Genomic DNA, 16,199 nt, shown 5'->3' on the forward strand with positions numbered 1-16,199 from the left:
TCGGTGCTGCGCACCTCGTGGCCCCATTTAGGGCTTTAGACAAGGGGCTGCGCCCCTTGTGTCCGGCCTTTGGCCTTGCCCCTCCTGGCTCCTCCGGGGGGTTCCTCATATGCCCTCCTGGGCTGATTTGGAGCTGCTTATAACTGCTCTTGCGTTATCCGTTTGTTATCGAAAGTGGGTTGACAGCTATCTATGGTCCGGATATATTTGTTATGTCAGATCAAGTTAAAAGAAAGGTTCATTCAGATGCCCTCCTCACTTACGGTGAAAAGCTCTGCCGATCTCCTGGCTTTCGTGCCCATCCAGCTCGGCTTCTGGCCAGCTGATTCCCTCGTTGTCATGTCCATTCAGGACAAGCACCTTGGGGCTACGCTCCGCACGGATCTCCCCTCTACAGGGGGTGACCTCCTGGCCTTTGCGCACACTATTGCGGAGATGATCTCGGCCGATAAGGATGCCACCGGCTACGTAGCTGCCCTGTACTCCAATGACAGCCCGGATGGTGCTTACGATCCCCACTTCCGGACCCTCATGAATTGCCTTGCATTTGCGCTTCCCCACGAGCTGACAGGGGTCTTTTTGGTTCAATCCGAACGGGTCTACGCTCTGGACAGTGACGAAACCTTCCCGGTCTCTGACATCAAGGCCAGCCCTGTGGCTTTGGAGCTGGCTTTTCGTGGCCGCGGTTACGCGCAGACCTCGGAGGTCCACATCCCCGCGGCTCCGCCAGCTTCAGAACGGGAAACCGAAACGTACTCCGCACTGTTGGACGCGTTCCGGAGCGCACCCCCACTCAAGGCGCAAGAGCTGGTCCGTAACGTCTGGCGGGACAGCATCCAGCAGGAGACCTTGAGCGAAAGCCAGCTCAAGGGCATGCTCTCGACCCTTCAGGACAAGCTATTCCGCGATATCGCTCTCGGGAACGCATTCAGCCCTGACCCCATCCCCGTCGACGATCACAAGCACCTCGTCAACTACCTAATGGGATCCAAAGAGGTCCAGCCCGACTGGAAGCGGATAGACGCGACAGAACGAGCCCTCAACCAGATGCTCCCGTTGGCGCCGAACGCGTACCGTCCGGCCCCTCTGACAGCATTGGCCCTGATCCAGTGGCAGAAGGGCAAGGCCTCGGCAGCGACTTCCTACCTCAAGGCAGCGCTGGAAATCGACCCCGGCTTCCGTCTGGCTGTTTTACTGGACGAACTCTTTAGGCGGGGCACCATCTGCGACTGGGCCACCTCGAGGTCCACCGCCTACACCCCGTCCTAACCACCGGCCGCTCCTGCTCTTCAGACCAGGAGCGGCCACCACCGCCCCAACAAAAGGAGCACAAATGGCCCGCTTCGGCCCCGTACACACAGCCTCCCTGGATGCCGAAAGCAGCACCCGGAAATTCGCTACCACCACAAAACGCCGGCGGAATCAAGGAACCCCCGCCCCCGGCGAATTCGCCATGAACGCGTACAACGTGCGCCGGAACCTCATCAACCTCAGCGAAGCGCTCACGTACCTGATTGACGAACATGGCACTCTGCCCCAGGAGAGGGCGGGAATCCCCATAGACGGCCTGCAGGCCGCTGCCAGGCACATTTCCGCAGCCATCGACGAACTGCCGGCCGCCATGCCTGAGGTGAGCTAGCCCGCCTGCACGCGTGGCCGCGCCTTGCGTCCCAAGACGAATATTCCTGATGAAACTAGGTTGACAGATCGTGCCCTGTGGCATAGATTTATATATGTCAGATCAAGTTACATGAAAGGCTCACAAACATGGCTACAACAACTCTTGAAAAAACCGCCGTTCCCACCAATGCCGTTGCCACCGGCGCCGAATGGCTGGCAGCCATCGCCGCAATAGCACCCTCGATCTCCGCGAGGCCGGCCACTCCTTTGATGTCATACGCCAAGGTATTCAGCGAAGGGTCCAAGCTCTATCTCCAGGGATACGACTGGGAAGTATCCGCCACCACCGAGATCGCTGAGGACTGCGCACCGATAGAACCGTTCCTGGTCCCCTACAAGTGGCTCACAACCACCCTGAAAACCCTGCTGGGCAAAGACAAGGCTTCACTGGTCGGCCTGGGAGTCGAGTCCGGCAAGGTGGTGCTTCGGTGCGACGGCTACGAGATTCCTGTCGAAGGATCCTCAGTTGCTGACTACCCGAACATTCCGGCCACTGGCCGGGTTTTCGCTGAAGTGGACTCCGCCAAGCTCAAGCCAGCCATGGCACGAGTGGCGACCACCGCATCCCCGGATCACACCCTGCCCATCCTGACCGGGCTGCAGGTGGACGCACATGGGGCTGGCCTGGACATCTGCGCCACTGACCGATACCGGCTTGCCTATGACCACGTTTCAGCTTCGGTGCAGCACGACCGCAAGTTCCTGGTCGGCGCCAAAACCTGGGCTGCAGTGGCTAGGAACGTGTCGGGCGGGAATCTGATGTTCACCGACGTTCCCACGAACGAATACGCCATCGGCATCATCACTGGAAAGACCGTCTACACGGTGGTGGAAATTCAGGGCGACTACCCGAAAATACGCAGTCTCATCGGCGAAGGCCACTCCACCGTAGTGGAGCTGGACCGCGCTAAGCTGCTGGCCATCACCACGGTCGCAGCGAAGCTGACCGAGCGCAACCTCCCTGTCCGGCTGACCATCAGCTCCACAGGTGCCATGGTTGTCGCCGACCCGGATGCCAAGTCACCGCTCGCTGCAGCGAACTGGGTGGCCGGACCCTACTCCGATGGCTGGGTTGTCTCGTTCAACCCCGCCTACCTGCTCGACGCGATCAAGGCGTTCACCACGGACATGATCCGCTTCTCCCAGCAGACCCTGCCCAAGCCCGCCGTATTCACCGAGGCCGGGGTGGCCGCTGAGGACAACGAAGCGTTCCGCCACATGATCATGCCAGTCCGACTGCCGGCCTGATCCCTGTCCGCTCCTGCCCCACAAGGCAGGAGCGGTAGCCCGCACCTTGAATGCCACCAGCCCGCCTGCATATACGCCCTGCTTTGCGTCCCAAGTGGAATATTCCTGATGAAACTAGGTTGACAGATCGCCCGCATGGGCATAGATTTATATATGTCAGATCAAGTTATCAGGAAGGTTCGTTCCAATGAATGAAGACCGCATCGCCCGCGCAGCCCTCACCCGCCTCTTCGAGCCCGGCGACACCGTCGGACTGGCCCTCGTTGCCAAGCACGGCCCCCACGCCGCGCTGCGCATCGCCATCGGAGCCCGCCCATGCTTCCCTTTCGGCGACATCACGGCCGAGCAGCTTTCACACGGTCTTGACCGCTGGAACCAACGCTTCCGCGACCTCTCCCCCGAAGAGGACCTGGCCACCATCGAACGACTCGGCGGGGGATTCCTCACCCCCGACGACGAGCACTGGCCCACCGCACTCAATGACCTCCCGGACGCTCCCCTGGGCCTCTGGTACAGGGGAAACTTGACCGGCGAGATCCCCGCCCCCAGCCGAAGCGTGGCCCTCGTCGGCTCACGCGACAGCACCAGCTACGGCGCATCCGTCACCGGAGACCTGGCCTACACGCTGGCGCAGCGCGGAATCTGTGTCATCTCAGGCCTCGCCTACGGCATCGACGCCCACGCCCACCGTGCCGCGCTGGCCGGAAGCCACGGCGGAGGCCCCGCGACCATCGCTGTACTGGCCGGAGGCCTTGACCGGGACTACCCGTCAGGGAACGCCGACCTTGCGGCCGCGATCCGCGCCAACGGGCTCACGATCTCAGAACTGCCCCCAGGATCCGCCCCCACGCGCTACCGCTTCCTGGCCCGGAACCGCATAATCGCAGCCCTCGCAGGCGTGACCTGCGTTGTGGAAGCCCGCTGGCGCTCCGGCGCCCTGAATACCGCTCACCACGCCGAAACCATCGCCCGGCACGTTGCAGCGGTCCCCGGCAGCGTTCACAGCGCGAACTCCGCAGGATGCCACCGGCTCCTGAAGGAAGGCAGCGCGGTACTGGTCTCCGACGCGGCGGAAATCACAGAACTGCTGGCCAGCTAAAACCCCAGGGAGCCGGCAGTCGCCGGCTCCCGCGAAAGTGGGTTGACAAGCCCACCTCTTTGACGATAGATTATTAAGGTCAGATCAAGTTAAGGAGAGTTGAAGATGGCTTTTGCACCCACCGCAGACCAGGCGAAGTACCTCCAGGATTCCCGCGATGCGGCCGCGGCCGCGCACCAGGGGCATTACCCCGACTATCCGTTCGGAACGTACACCCACGAGGCTTACCTCGATACAAGCTTCAACGAGTACTTCTGCAAGCACTGCGAGGATTTCATGGGCTACGGCCCCCTCCACCCCCTGGCGGGAAGCTAAGTCCATGGCCAGCACCAAAGCGGCCACAAGCCCCGCCAAAACCAACCGAGAAGGATTCCCTGTGGTGCCCTGCTACCGCTGTGGCGGCACCGGCGAATTCTCCTTCAACCAGGTTGACGGCAAACGCTGCTACGGATGCAACGGCACCGGCTGGGCCATCAAACGGGGCAAGACGACAAAGGCCTGGAAGGCCTACCAGGCCGCCCTTGAAGCAGCCAGGACAGTCGCCTGGGAGGATGTCCAGCCCGGCGACGTCGTAGAGATCCAGCTCCGCCGGTTCGCCAAGGTTTTGACCAAGCATGAAGATCCACTCAACCTGGGCAACCTGACTTTCACCTTCGAAAACAACACCACCCGGCTCGGCACACCAAGGCATTTCACGACGATCCTGCGCGATGCCGGCAACCTTCCGGACCCCGCCGAATGCACCAGGGACCTCTAAGTCACTGCTGCCATCACAAGCAGACTGATAGTCCGTTGAGCACAGAAAAGCGGGCGGCCCCTTCCCTGGGGGCAACGGGGCCGGCCCGCTTCGACATCAGACTACATTCCAGCCTCTACCGCGCTTTGCTCGGCGATAGCCAGTGCCTGGGCAAAATTTTCGACCGCTGCGGCGTAACCCTGCGGATCGTGAATAGTCGCGGCCAGCTCGGCGTGCTTCATGGCCCGGATCATCTGGGCAGTCGCCGGCACCCTTAGATCAGACATTGCCGGGGCTTTCATCTGCAGCTCCGGATCGATTTCATATCGAACCCAACGGGCCTTCAGGATCTGGTGCTGGCCGTGGCTATTCCGGAAAGTGTCCAAGCTGGAGGTGGAGGCCCCCATAAGGAACCGCCTCGGTGTACCTGTCTGGTCTGCCACTTGCTTGACGCGTCGACGTTGCCGATTCAAGGCCTCGCGTTCCCACCAACCCGTTCCGGATCCATGAAGCAGCGCCAAATTGTTGGCGTAGATGCGGATTTCTTCGGGCGTCATGGCGTCCAGCTCCGCAGCGTTTTTCGACTCGACGCGCCGCGGCCCTCTGGAACTGGCCACGCTGACGTCCGGGATCGGGAAGACAAACTTCCCGGCGGCGTACCCGAAAAGGCCCGTAATCAGAACACCCCAGTGACTAACCAGCCCCGAGCCAGCCCCCATGATTCCGACGCCGAAAAATCCTGCCGTTGTCAGGAACATCTCGGTCGTCATGCAGATACGACTGCCATTGATCACGAACACCGGCCGGAACATCTTGCGCCGCCGTACATGGAACGCTGCCGCCCTTTTGCTCCACGTCATGATCATGATCGCGCCGTTCCTCTGCTCGGTTGGATGGATACACCAACAAGAGGTGCCGCCACCAGGAACTTCCGGACACCACAGGAGCGGTTTAATTCCTGCCATCCGGGGCGCGGCCGCCAGCGGCCATCTGGAGGCACCGATAAACCCCCGGGGCACCAAAAGGGCCGGCCCAACATCCTGCCATCACCAGGGCAGCCAGGCTTCCTCACAAAGCGAGCACAACAAGGGCGAAAGTGAGTTGACACCTTTAGCGATCTCACATATATTTATATATGTCAGATCAAGTTAAGGAGTTGCGAAATGTCTTCATCCCACGCCACCCAGGGCATCTTCATCACAGGTCACCCGCTGACCGAAGCGGTCTACATCCCCAATCCGTCTCCCGACGAGGACGTCGAGGGCGAATGGCTGCTGAACATTCCACAGGCCGAGATCGTCCTGGACGCCTGGGCCAGCGCCCCGGCCGAGGAGGACGTCATCCGCAGCTGGGAGCGGTTCGAAATCGGCCTGCTGGTGACCGCCCTCGCCATGGAAGGCGAGATCAACATCTCGGGCTGGGAATCAGTCACTGGATCAGACGGCACCGACATCTACAGCACCGACTCGATGCCGTTCGACTTTGAAATTACCCCCGTCCACAACTAAGCGCAGCACGCGGGCCGGAACAACCAACCGGCCCGCGCCCACCCCTCGAAAGGAAATGATTATGTCCTCAACCCCAGCCATCACACCCGGCGCGACCTGCAATGTCGGCAAAGGAAAAACCAGGTGGGAAGTGATCGCCACCGAAGCCAACGGCACCGTCCTTCATCTTTCGAAAGTTGGCGGCGACGGCTACACGAACAAATGGGCACGCCCCGACGAAGTCACCAACGTCCTGGAATCCACACTCAGCGTCACCCTGGGGCAGGTCCTCTCCGCCAGGGAAAAGGCCTCGAAGGCGGCAACGCTGCTCTCGGACCAAATCCGCAGGCATGCGAAGCCGGACAAGTTGACCGAGCTCCTCGCCACCAGCGTCCAGCTCACGGAGACCTACACCTCCCTGTACAAGCAACACCTGGCGGACTCAGGCACCCAGCAGGACCAAATCCAGGACTAAGCCCCAGCCGGTTCGGCCTGCCCAGCCAAGGCAGGCCGAACCCGGGCAGCCCAGTTCAAAAACACGTTCCCCGGGCGTCCGGTTCCCCCGGACCACGGCCACCTCTTGTTGGTGGATCACCCCCCCAATTTCCAAGGAGAGACGGCCATGACGCCCACTCAAACCCCCCAGCATCCCGTCCACCACAGGGCTGTCCGCCTCTTTCGGGCCGGCCTCTGCCTGCTGGCAACCATCGCACTGGCCGGATGCACCCTCACCTGGTCACCACCGGCACCGGAACAGGCACCACCCAGTGCAGCGGCAGGCCCCACCATCACCCCGCAGGCGGCCGCCTCCGCACTGGAAACACTCCAGACGCTGCGGATCCAGGGCCGGGCACCCAAGACCGGCTATGACCGGAAACAGTTCCTCGACGGCTGGCCCAGCGTCAAAGGCTGCGACCTCCGCAACCGGACCCTCGCCCGCGACCTGACCGACATCCAATTCAAGCCGGGAACCAACAACTGCGTCGTAATCTCCGGGATCCTCAACGACCCCTACACCGGACAATCCATCCCCTTCACTCGCGGCCAGGACACCAGCTCCGCCGTCCAAATCGAACACGTCGTCAGCATCGGAGACAGCTGGCAAAAGGGTGCCCAGCAATGGGACGACGACCGCAAGGAAGCCTTCGCCGCAGACCCCGAGAATCTCCTGGCAGTCGACGGTCCCGCCAACATGCAAAAACAAGACTCCGACTTCGCTACCTGGCAGCCCCCCAACAAGAGCTTCCGCTGCCAGTACGCCGCTATCCAGACCCACATCAAGGCCAAATGGGGACTGTGGGTCACACAGGCTGAACACGACGCCATGAGAAACACTCTGTCCGCCTGCGCCTAAGCCACGCCGCCCCTCGAAGGAGAAGCCATGCCAGTCCCTGAGAACCTGAAAATCGAAATCATGGCCCGCGCGCGCACCGCCCAGCAGAGCGCCTCTCCCATGCAGCAACCACCGTGGCTTGCCCGGCTCGTTGCCGACGTCGTACAGACGACCCTGGACCTGGTCGAGCCCCATCTCCACCACACTCCCGGGGGAGAGACCGGCCCCACCGAGCCCGCGGCGAAAGTGGGTTGACAGACCTCCTCAAGTCTTGATAGTTTATTTATGTCAGATCAAGTTTATGGAGGATTTAGAAAATGAGTTGCTACGAATGGGAAACTGCCAGGATCACACTGCCGGCCGCTTCGGTCGCCCCACTAAAGGGGACGTTGCGCAATTATCTGAACGCCACGCACTCCGAGGTCTACCAGTTGGCACTGATGCTGCATCGCCCCCTCGCCAAGCTCACGCCGATGGAATACCGCAACCACCTGAGGAACACCGCCGAGGCGGGCGGAACCGATGCCCGGACAATCGCGATCGAGTTGCTGCGCCACAAGAGCCACCAGCTGTCCGTGCGGCGCCCCACGCATTCCGACGTTGACCGCTGGGCACCGCGGGTTACCGGTAGGAGTGCGAACTTCCCCGCGATGGACCTGCAGGGCTGCGAGGCTGCTGCCATTGAAATCGTGGGGCAGGAATTGAGCTGGCACGTCGAAGAGAACAATCACGCCGTCGAGAACGCCCACGAAACGCCGCTGGCCCGGATCCTTTTCGCAGAGCTGGAGCGGATGGAGTGGCCCGAAGGGGCCGGGGGCTACGGCGTGGGCAACAACGAGTACAACGCCGACTCTGGCGGCCTAGGGGGTGGCGGCAACTACAAGACGTTCGCCTATGGCCCGCTGGGGATATCGGAGGCCATACCTCAGCTTCAACACTGACCGCAGCGGGAGGTGCCGGCAACGGACGCCTCCCGCCCTTCGGCCCGGCAGTGAGCGAAAGCTGGTTGACACCTCCCGCTTGAGACGATAGATTATATATGTCAGATAAAGTTAAGAAAGAGTAAGTCAATGCCCCCAGCTGCCGTCGTTTCGACCCTCTGGGTTTCCGAATGGCTCACGGAGAACCTTCACCATCTGGAGCCAGCCGAGATCGTCACCCTCAGCCATCAGCTCGACGCCGGACGGGATCTGCGGGACTTCGTTATTGAAGAGGCGTTCCAGGCCCTGTATCTGAAGGCCTACGGGCACAGCGAAGCAGATGCCTACATTTTTGAACGAGCGGTGGAGTGCATGCAGGAAGCCGGGAACGCCGATCTGGCCGAGGCCTGCCAGCGCTACGTCCGCGCACTAAAAGAACGCGCAGCCGCCCATACCTCTACCAGCGCCGAGTCGAACGCGCTTCAGGGCGCACCCAAGCGGCTGGCAGGCTTGACGGAGCTGAGTGGGACAACCACTGCCAACGAGCCGTCCGCCTTTGCCTTCCAGGCAGACCGCCCGATCTCCGATGATGAAATGGCCCAGATAGCCGCCATCATCGGCTACGGCTACCGTGCCACCATCTGCGGAGAAGCCATGGGACTGCCGGAGAGGATCAGCAGCTCCGCATTCACGGTGGCTGCCGACACCACCAAGAGCCGGCGGGATGACCTCTCTCAAGCCATCGAACAATTCCTGGACCTCATCCCCACGATCCTCAAAGAGGGCTCCCCCATCCGCGCCACCAACCGGCAAGGGCCCGGAACCAAGGGAACCCGGCTGATCGACGGACTGGGCGAGCTGACACCCTCGCTGACCGTCTTCGCAAACGACGTCATCTAAACCACCGCAAAGGGTGGTGGGATATTAGCCCGCCACCCGGAAAGGCACCACGCCATGAACACGACCCTGATCGATGGCTGCAAGCGCAACCTCGAAAACCCCGACAGCTTTCCCATACCGGAGCCGGAAGCCAAGGAACTCATCCGCCCCGGCTCCTACGTGAAACTGATGTTCGCAACAACTGCCTGCGCAGAACGAATGTGGGTGCTGACCACAGCCCGCAACGGCGCCAAACTCAAAGGCACCCTCAGCAACGAACCCTTCCTGCTCTCAGACGACCTGGCGCTCGGTGACCAGGTGGCCTTCACCCTGGACAACGTCATTGACATCCAGGACTAGGTTTCTCGCCAGCTGGCGAGGAGAACAGCCTCGAACCCGCCGGCTGTCGATATCTTTCCCGCCCCAGCCACCTGGAACGGGCGCAAAGTAGCAAGGATCCCCTGGTAATCCATCACGATTCCCTTGCTTTCCCTGTCCGCCCCACGTTTGGCCGACGTGGTAGTAGTGGGCGTCTCACGTGCTTATGGCATCCACCCTCAAAATGCGGTGGCACCTAGAGATTCTTCGTAGTACCGAAGCAGGGTTCGTTGCCTTTCCTCTTCGGAGGCATGGCTTGCCATGCCGAAACACGCATAAACGGCGTCGTCCAATGACAGGTGGGATTCCTTGATCCCAGAAGGCATTCGCTCGGGATCGTAGAGCGATTCGAGGGTCGAGCCCTTGTACTGCGCTCTGACGGAAATGACGTTCTCGCCTGCATTGATTGTTGCAGTGCGGGAGGATTCGTTTGGAAAGACCACGGGAAAGGTATTCCATACCAGCGTGTTCGAGAAGTTGGTGTCCGCCCGAGTGTGGCCGCCGACGAGCCGCTGCCATGTCGTGAACATCCTCGATGACACGATCGAGAATATGTACCCGTCTGGGTCAGCAGCGGTAAACAGCGTGTTGTTCACGATCATTTCTGGTGAGCCATGCGCTGCAGGGACGTATTCACGGTTATGACCGGTCACTTTAGGGATAGCAAGGAAGGGCGTGTCTGGTTGACGGATACTTGTGAAAAGGTGCGGAGTTGCGGCCTTGGCATTGGCTTCCTTGTCAGAGCTTCCCAGGCGAGCTTGGCGAACAAGTTCAAGACGGTCCCTCAGGACAGGGCTCTGGGACCGCTCTGCCTCGCTGGACTCAACCAACCACAAGACCCATCTCTCGGACCCTTTGAGAAGCGTCGTGTTCGACAGGAACGGCCTCAGATATTTCCTTGCGATTGGATCAGACTCAACTTCAGCCAGCTCCTTAGGCCTGACAACGAGGTGCCCAAAGTCCCAGAGCTTACTCCCCTCGGTCATCGATGGCGTCTTCTTTGAGACTGGCTTACTTGAAGACCGAACCACGATGTTGGGCAATTCCAGAAGGTAGGGGTTGATCTGGGAAACAGACACTTCCTCGGCCTCTCCCTTGCCCGACGGCGAGTAGTCGAATAGTCGGGGCTTCTTGATATTGCTTAGTTTGGACACGCCGACAATAACGACGTGGACTCCTGCCTTTCCTGACGCTTCCGATACCCAATTGAAGGGTCGGTGCGCGAAAGATATACCCCAGCCAGAATCCAAGAGGGGTTGCCAGGTCGCTGCTACTGGCTGCCCTTGGCAGATCGAGCTCGTCGAAACAAAAGCAAAAGACGCCTCCGTGTGCTTCAGGTAATCGGCCGCCTTCTTGTACCAGGCGGTTACGTAGTCCATGTAGCCATGGTGAAGCGATCCCCAGACCGTCTTCATGTCCAGAACCTTGTTCCGGTCCTTTCCGACCTCTTTTTGGCCGGCAAAAGGGGGATTTCCAACGACTATCATGCCGTCATCAGGGTCCGCGATGTCCTTCCAATCGATGCGAAGAGCGTTGGCTACCGTGATTTTGGCGGACTCCGATATAGGAAGGCGCTCTGGAGCTTGACCAAACTTCTCAATCAGCCGCAAATTGCATTGGCGATCCATGAGATGCAGCGCTGTTTCCGCTATTCTGGCCGGCCACTCATCGATTTCAATCCCGAAAATCTGAGTCATTGAAACCCTGAGGTCAATGGTCGCATCCAACGAGCGTTGAACATATTCATCGCCCCGGTGTTCCTGGAGGGCTTCCATTATCTGGAGTTCGAGCTCGCGCAGCTCGCGGTACGCAACAATGAGGAAGTTGCCGCATCCACATGCCGGGTCCAGAATCTTCAGTTGACCGAGCCTTTCACGGAGCGCCTTCAGCGGCCGGGTAGGGTCCTTAAGCTTCTTGGCACGCTCGAACTCCTCGTGCAGTCCGTCCAGGAACAACGGCTTCAAGGTTTTGAGGATGTCCCTTTCGCTGGTGTAGTGGGCGCCGAGTTCGCGGCGGAGATCCTTGGACTTAACCGCTTGAAACATGGAGCCGAAGATTGCCGGGGAGATGTTTCCCCAGTCGAAGCGGCTCGCGTCAATAAGGAGGTCACGCATCTTGGCGCTGAGCTTCGGGAGCTTGATGTCTTCGGAGAAGATTCCGCCGTTGACGTACTTGAACCGTGCAAGGTGCCCGGTTAGTTCAGGCCGGTTTTTCTTATCGGTGTTGAGAACCCCGAATAGTAGTTCGAGCTTGGCCGCAAGGTCAGAGCCATCTCTCTCGGTCTCGAACGCTACAAAGTTCTGGAAGAGGTTTTCTTCGTCCCACATCATCGTGTCGTCTGCAAAGACGAGGAACAGAATTCTCGTCATGGTCACAGAGATCTTGTGCAGATTGCCGGCTGCCTCGGTTCCCTCCTGGGGAAGGTGGGCCTCGAGCTCGTAGTAGAGCTTGGCCATGACCTTGGCAGCCTTGGACGATTCTTCGGATTCCTCGACGTCGAAGGCTGTCCGCATTTTTTCGAGCAGCTTTACGAGGCTGATTTCATCATCGATGTCCAGAGCGATTTTCTCCAGCCGCCGCTCAAGGGCCGAATGATCATTGCCGATGGTGTGTTCGTGAACGAGGAGCTTGGACATATTGGTACCGCGATTTTTGTTGTACCGCGGCCATCGCCACTCTTGTTTGCTGCCGTCGTGGAAGATGATTAGCCGCTCTGTTGAAGTGGCCGATACTTCCCGGTCAATCTGCGCCTGAGTGGATCGATCGGGCAGGCTGTCGCATGACCAAACGTGAAGCCCGTGGTATCCCGCCACCGGGGTCACGTGAAAGGAGTCGTCATCCATTTCAACGATCAATGGTTTGGCTGTTGGCTGATCCCAACCGAGTTCCTCGATGAAGAGGTTCTTGAAGTCGGCTCTGTCGACGTAGGACATGAACTTGGAGGTCACTGTGCTACTCCCATGCTGCAGACGATGCGAATGGAATCCGATTGTTCCTGGTTGCTGAGAACGAGGCGGCCTTCTCTGTGCAGGAGGACGAGGAGGTCGCTCAATTCCGCATCCGAGTACTTTTCAGAGAAAGCCCGGGTGAATCGGCGCTCGGCTTCTTTCGTGAGCGGGCTCCGGTGGACGGCAGTGAGGGCCTTCTCTGCGTCATCATTGGCTTCCATGAAAGTGTTGGCGAGCTTCGCCCACAGGCGCTTGCGTACACCCCTCAGGCGACCTTCCTGGACTGTTTGCAGGGCCATAGGGCCGTGAATGAGCGCTTCCTGGAGGTCTAGGTGATCCGGGCGTTCCGGTGCCGTCGGTGTGTCAATGTCGGCTCGGAAGACTTTGAGTGCCTCGTGGCCTGTAAGCATTTTGAGGGATTCGAGATCTGAGCCGAAGCCGAAGGTGTCCATTGAGTCACCTACGCGGACAAAGCAAGCAACTCCGTCCGCGTTGTCATCATCGTTCAGCGGGCGCGTAGAACTGACGAGGTCCGGCATGGCGATTACACGTTCGGCCAGACCCGGATGGTCCGTTAGGGCCTTGTTCCAAATTTCGAAGGCGAGAGAAGAGGAATCCACGGCGTCGTCGGATTCATCCGCGTCTGATTTCCCGGAGAGGACTTCATCCAGATCCCGGATCTCATCAGCTGACCCGAAGAATTGTTCGTCGGATCCAAAAGCTTGTGCACTGGCGGCCAGCCGGTTGGAGATCCGGGAGCGCAGCTTGAGGACAGTTTCTACGTTCTCGTGGAAGAACGAGTAAATGGTGACGGTGTCCGACTCCTGGCCGACGCGGTCGACACGTCCGGCACGTTGGATTAGGCGGATGATGGCCCAGGGGAGGTCGTAGTTGACGACGATGTGGGCGTCCTGCAGGTTTTGCCCTTCTGATAGGACGTCGGTGGCGACAAGTACCCGGAGCTCGTCGGTTGCGATCGTTGCAACTGCTTCTTGGCCAGGCAGTTTGTTGGAGTGGGGTGAGAACCGTTTTGCGAGAGCCGTTGGATCGTCCGTGTCGCCGGAAGCGACTCCAACGTTTTCTACGCCGGCCGCTCGGAGGGCCTGACCAACGTACTCTGCGGTGTCCTTGTATTCGGTGAAGATGAGGACTTTTTCGTCTGCGTGCACGTCTGTGACGAGGGCCAGGATCTCTTTCATCTTTGAGTCCCTAGCGGGCGTCCAGGCCCCGAAGGAATGAAGAAGCTCCCGTAGATCTTCGTTGTCTCGCTCCAGCGCGGCCACGAGAGTAGTCGAGAAAAGCCTTGAGGCCACCCATTCAATGGAGGCCGGAGCTTTCGCCCTGAGGTGTTCGTACGCCGCGGCTGTGTCGGCGTTTTCCTCGACGTCGATGTCCTCGTCCTTGTCGGAGATGAGCATGTTTTCTAGGAGCGTTCCGACTGGTATTTCAAGGTTGTTCGTCACTGCGTAGGCATAGAGCTCGTTTCGGGCCACGATGCGTTTCAGGGACAGGATGAATGCGTGTCCGCAGGAGGAAAGGCGTTTGTAAAGGCTCGTGCGGATGAAGCCGGCGACGTGGCCGCGTCCTCGCTCGAGCCGATCAATGAAGTCTTGCTCGCCCTCTGTGTAGGTGAGGCCCTTCTTCAGATAGTCGAACAATCGGTAGCGGGGCAGGATGAGATTCTGCAGGGTGTCCAGAGTCTCATCTGATTCCATGATGAACGCAGGATCGTTTGGTCCGAACGTGTGATTGACCGGGATTGCTTTCCGCTCAGGGAAGTAGAACTTGTGCCCGTTGGAAAAGGTGAGGAATTCGCGTTCCACCGCTCCGGAACCATCCGCTGCCTCTTTGAGCTCAGTCTGTGCGTAGTTCTTGCGGATGAAGGACCGTGTGCGACGGACCAGATGCTCGCTCATCAGCCGTTTCCAGTCGTCGGCCTCTTCGGAGCGCCGAAAAGCAGCCAGGGTCCGGATTTTCCCGTCGACTTTGTCGTAAAGCCTGTCGTCGCTGGCCAGCGCCGCAGTCGGTTCGATGCCTAGGTCCTGGTCGACACCGATATAGAGGCCGAGTTGGTTGGCGACGTCTTCAAAGCGCAGGTTGTAGGGAGTGGCAGTCAAAAGTAGGACCTTGGAGGAGGCGTCCTCGATGTATTTCCTGATGGCCTGATAGTCACGGCGCGTGTCGTTGCGCAGGGTGTGCGATTCATCGCAGATGACGAATCGGTATGGGCGCAGATCCGGTAGTTCTTTGTGAGCCCTGGTGTAGGAAATGACCCGCCCAGGGATGTCATAGGCATCAAGGTACTCCTCCCACATCTTCACCAGGTTCTTGGGGCATAGAACCAGTGGTGTGTAACCCTGGTCGAGATACAGCATGAGCGCGGTGGCTGTTGCCGTGATGGTCTTGCCGAGGCCGACGACGTCGCCCAGCATGGAGCCGCCGCGCGTCTCAATGCGCCGGGCAAGCGTTTGAACAGCGCTTGCCTGGTAGACAAGGAGCTCGTCCCGAACCGATGGAGGGAGACTGTACTCTGCGAGACCTTCTCGGACATCTCTTGAGAGGTGGTAGCAGACCTTGAGGAAGACTTCATAGGGAGTCCTCTGGTCCGAGGCCCAGGATTCCTCAAGTAGTTCAATGAGGTCCGAAGTCAGCTTCAGCGAAAACTTGTCGTTCCATCGGTCCTCGAACCACTGGGCGAGATCCGCCGCGGCCGTGTAGTCCAGGACGTCGACGTTGAGCTCATAGTTACGATTCAGGCCGGCCGATGTGAGATTAGACGAACCGACATATCCGGTGACCGGGTTTGTGTTGTCCTGCCTGTGGAATATGTAGGTCTTTCCATGGAGAGGACGTCGGGTGTGGACCTTGATTTCTACGGCGCCACTATCCAGCTGCCGCTTGAGCGCCTGAAGAGTTTCCCGGTCTGAGGCTTTGGGAATGCCCCTGACCAGCTGCTCACGCAGGCTTCGAATAACTTCATCGCGTCGGGCCCGGGCCTTGGAATTATCGACCTCGGTATTAATGGTTGCGGGGGCCATATCCGCCTGGAGACCGTCCAGCAACTGCCGGTCGGCGCCGGCGAGTACCATCCCGACCAGAATCCGCGTTACGGGCTTATCATGCTTCTCGGCCTTCGTATCGACGATGTCTTGGAACGTTCTCCAGCCCCGCAGATCAAAGTACCCCACCGCGACATCCAGCCGTTCCATCGACTCAAACGACTTGGCCAGCTCGGGGCCGATCAACCGGCCCTCAGCAATGTTGTCAAATATCCGAGTCAACGCATTCCCTTCCCCATACCCGGCAGCCCATTCCTTTGGGATGCCAGCTAGGTAAACATATCCTGACCCCGCTTCTACTGGAGTGAGGTCAGATCCAATGTGGCGGCGAACCACATGAGATGGTGCCGGGCCGGCTCTGAAGGTCCTGCTTCACCCGATCAATAGACTTTGCCTGCCCTGTTACCAACAATTCCTCTTGTCGGTCTAAAT

At 59.6% G+C, this 16,199-nt stretch carries 16 protein-coding genes; 13 read left to right on the forward strand and 3 right to left on the reverse strand.

Annotated elements, in window-relative coordinates; genetic code table 11:
- Window positions 1-246 precede the first annotated feature (246 nt).
- From V3C33_20605 to V3C33_20630, 6 genes are all read left to right on the forward strand, one after another.
- The gene (locus V3C33_20605; protein XAS69834.1) at window positions 247-1,269 is read left to right on the forward strand and encodes a DUF4192 domain-containing protein; all 1,023 of its coding nucleotides are present in this window, start codon (window positions 247-249) and stop codon (window positions 1,267-1,269) included.
- A 64-nt stretch (window positions 1,270-1,333) separates the two neighbouring features.
- A complete protein-coding gene (locus V3C33_20610; protein XAS69835.1) occupies window positions 1,334-1,639 on the forward strand; it encodes a hypothetical protein in 306 nt (101 codons plus the stop codon).
- Window positions 1,640-1,767: 128 nt separating this feature from the next.
- Window positions 1,768-2,928 (forward strand): DNA polymerase III subunit beta, encoded by a 1,161-nt coding sequence (locus V3C33_20615; GenBank protein XAS69836.1) that lies wholly within the window; start codon window positions 1,768-1,770, stop codon window positions 2,926-2,928.
- 187 nt (window positions 2,929-3,115) lie between these two features.
- Window positions 3,116-4,027, forward strand: coding sequence for a DNA-processing protein DprA (gene dprA / locus V3C33_20620; GenBank protein ID XAS69837.1), 912 nt, complete (start codon window positions 3,116-3,118; stop codon window positions 4,025-4,027).
- A gap of 105 nt (window positions 4,028-4,132) precedes the next feature.
- Window positions 4,133-4,342 carry a hypothetical protein gene (locus tag V3C33_20625; GenBank protein ID XAS69838.1) on the forward strand — a complete coding sequence of 70 codons (210 nt, stop codon included), beginning with the start codon at window positions 4,133-4,135 and terminating at the stop codon, window positions 4,340-4,342.
- A gap of 4 nt (window positions 4,343-4,346) precedes the next feature.
- The gene (locus tag V3C33_20630) at window positions 4,347-4,784 is read left to right on the forward strand and encodes a hypothetical protein (protein XAS69839.1); all 438 of its coding nucleotides are present in this window, start codon (window positions 4,347-4,349) and stop codon (window positions 4,782-4,784) included.
- Window positions 4,785-4,885: 101 nt separating this feature from the next.
- Here V3C33_20630 and V3C33_20635 read toward each other — a convergent pair whose 3' ends face one another.
- Window positions 4,886-5,629, reverse strand: a complete 744-nt coding sequence (locus tag V3C33_20635; protein XAS69840.1) for a hypothetical protein — start codon at window positions 5,627-5,629, stop codon at window positions 4,886-4,888.
- Window positions 5,630-5,926: 297 nt separating this feature from the next.
- On the opposite strand from V3C33_20635, the gene V3C33_20640 reads away from it, so the two are divergent.
- The 7 genes from V3C33_20640 (at window position 5,927) to V3C33_20670 (ending at window position 9,742) form a co-directional block, all read left to right on the forward strand.
- Window positions 5,927-6,271 (forward strand): hypothetical protein, encoded by a 345-nt coding sequence (locus V3C33_20640; protein ID XAS69841.1) that lies wholly within the window; start codon window positions 5,927-5,929, stop codon window positions 6,269-6,271.
- Window positions 6,272-6,332: 61 nt separating this feature from the next.
- Window positions 6,333-6,725 carry a hypothetical protein gene (locus tag V3C33_20645; GenBank protein ID XAS69842.1) on the forward strand — a complete coding sequence of 131 codons (393 nt, stop codon included), beginning with the start codon at window positions 6,333-6,335 and terminating at the stop codon, window positions 6,723-6,725.
- Window positions 6,726-6,872: 147 nt separating this feature from the next.
- Window positions 6,873-7,604, forward strand: coding sequence for an HNH endonuclease family protein (locus V3C33_20650; protein ID XAS69843.1), 732 nt, complete (start codon window positions 6,873-6,875; stop codon window positions 7,602-7,604).
- Between the two features lie 27 nt (window positions 7,605-7,631).
- Window positions 7,632-7,838 (forward strand): hypothetical protein, encoded by a 207-nt coding sequence (locus V3C33_20655; GenBank protein XAS69844.1) that lies wholly within the window; start codon window positions 7,632-7,634, stop codon window positions 7,836-7,838.
- Window positions 7,839-7,900: 62 nt separating this feature from the next.
- Window positions 7,901-8,524 (forward strand): hypothetical protein, encoded by a 624-nt coding sequence (locus tag V3C33_20660; GenBank protein XAS69845.1) that lies wholly within the window; start codon window positions 7,901-7,903, stop codon window positions 8,522-8,524.
- Window positions 8,525-8,653: 129 nt separating this feature from the next.
- Window positions 8,654-9,403 (forward strand): hypothetical protein, encoded by a 750-nt coding sequence (locus V3C33_20665; protein XAS69846.1) that lies wholly within the window; start codon window positions 8,654-8,656, stop codon window positions 9,401-9,403.
- Between the two features lie 54 nt (window positions 9,404-9,457).
- A complete protein-coding gene (locus tag V3C33_20670) occupies window positions 9,458-9,742 on the forward strand; it encodes a DUF2314 domain-containing protein (GenBank protein XAS69847.1) in 285 nt (94 codons plus the stop codon).
- 197 nt (window positions 9,743-9,939) lie between these two features.
- Here the strand turns inward: V3C33_20670 and V3C33_20675 are convergent, their stop codons facing one another.
- Window positions 9,940-12,708: a DNA methyltransferase gene (locus V3C33_20675; protein XAS69848.1), complete on the reverse strand. Its 2,769-nt coding sequence runs from the start codon at window positions 12,706-12,708 to the stop codon at window positions 9,940-9,942.
- Window positions 12,705-15,989 (reverse strand): helicase-related protein, encoded by a 3,285-nt coding sequence (locus tag V3C33_20680; GenBank protein XAS69849.1) that lies wholly within the window; start codon window positions 15,987-15,989, stop codon window positions 12,705-12,707. The genes V3C33_20675 and V3C33_20680 overlap by 4 nt, the downstream gene beginning before the upstream one ends.
- Window positions 15,990-16,199: the final 210 nt, after the last annotated feature.

This window comes from Micrococcaceae bacterium Sec5.7, assembly GCA_039636785.1.
In the GTDB taxonomy this organism is placed as follows: Bacteria; Actinomycetota; Actinomycetes; order Actinomycetales; family Micrococcaceae; genus Arthrobacter.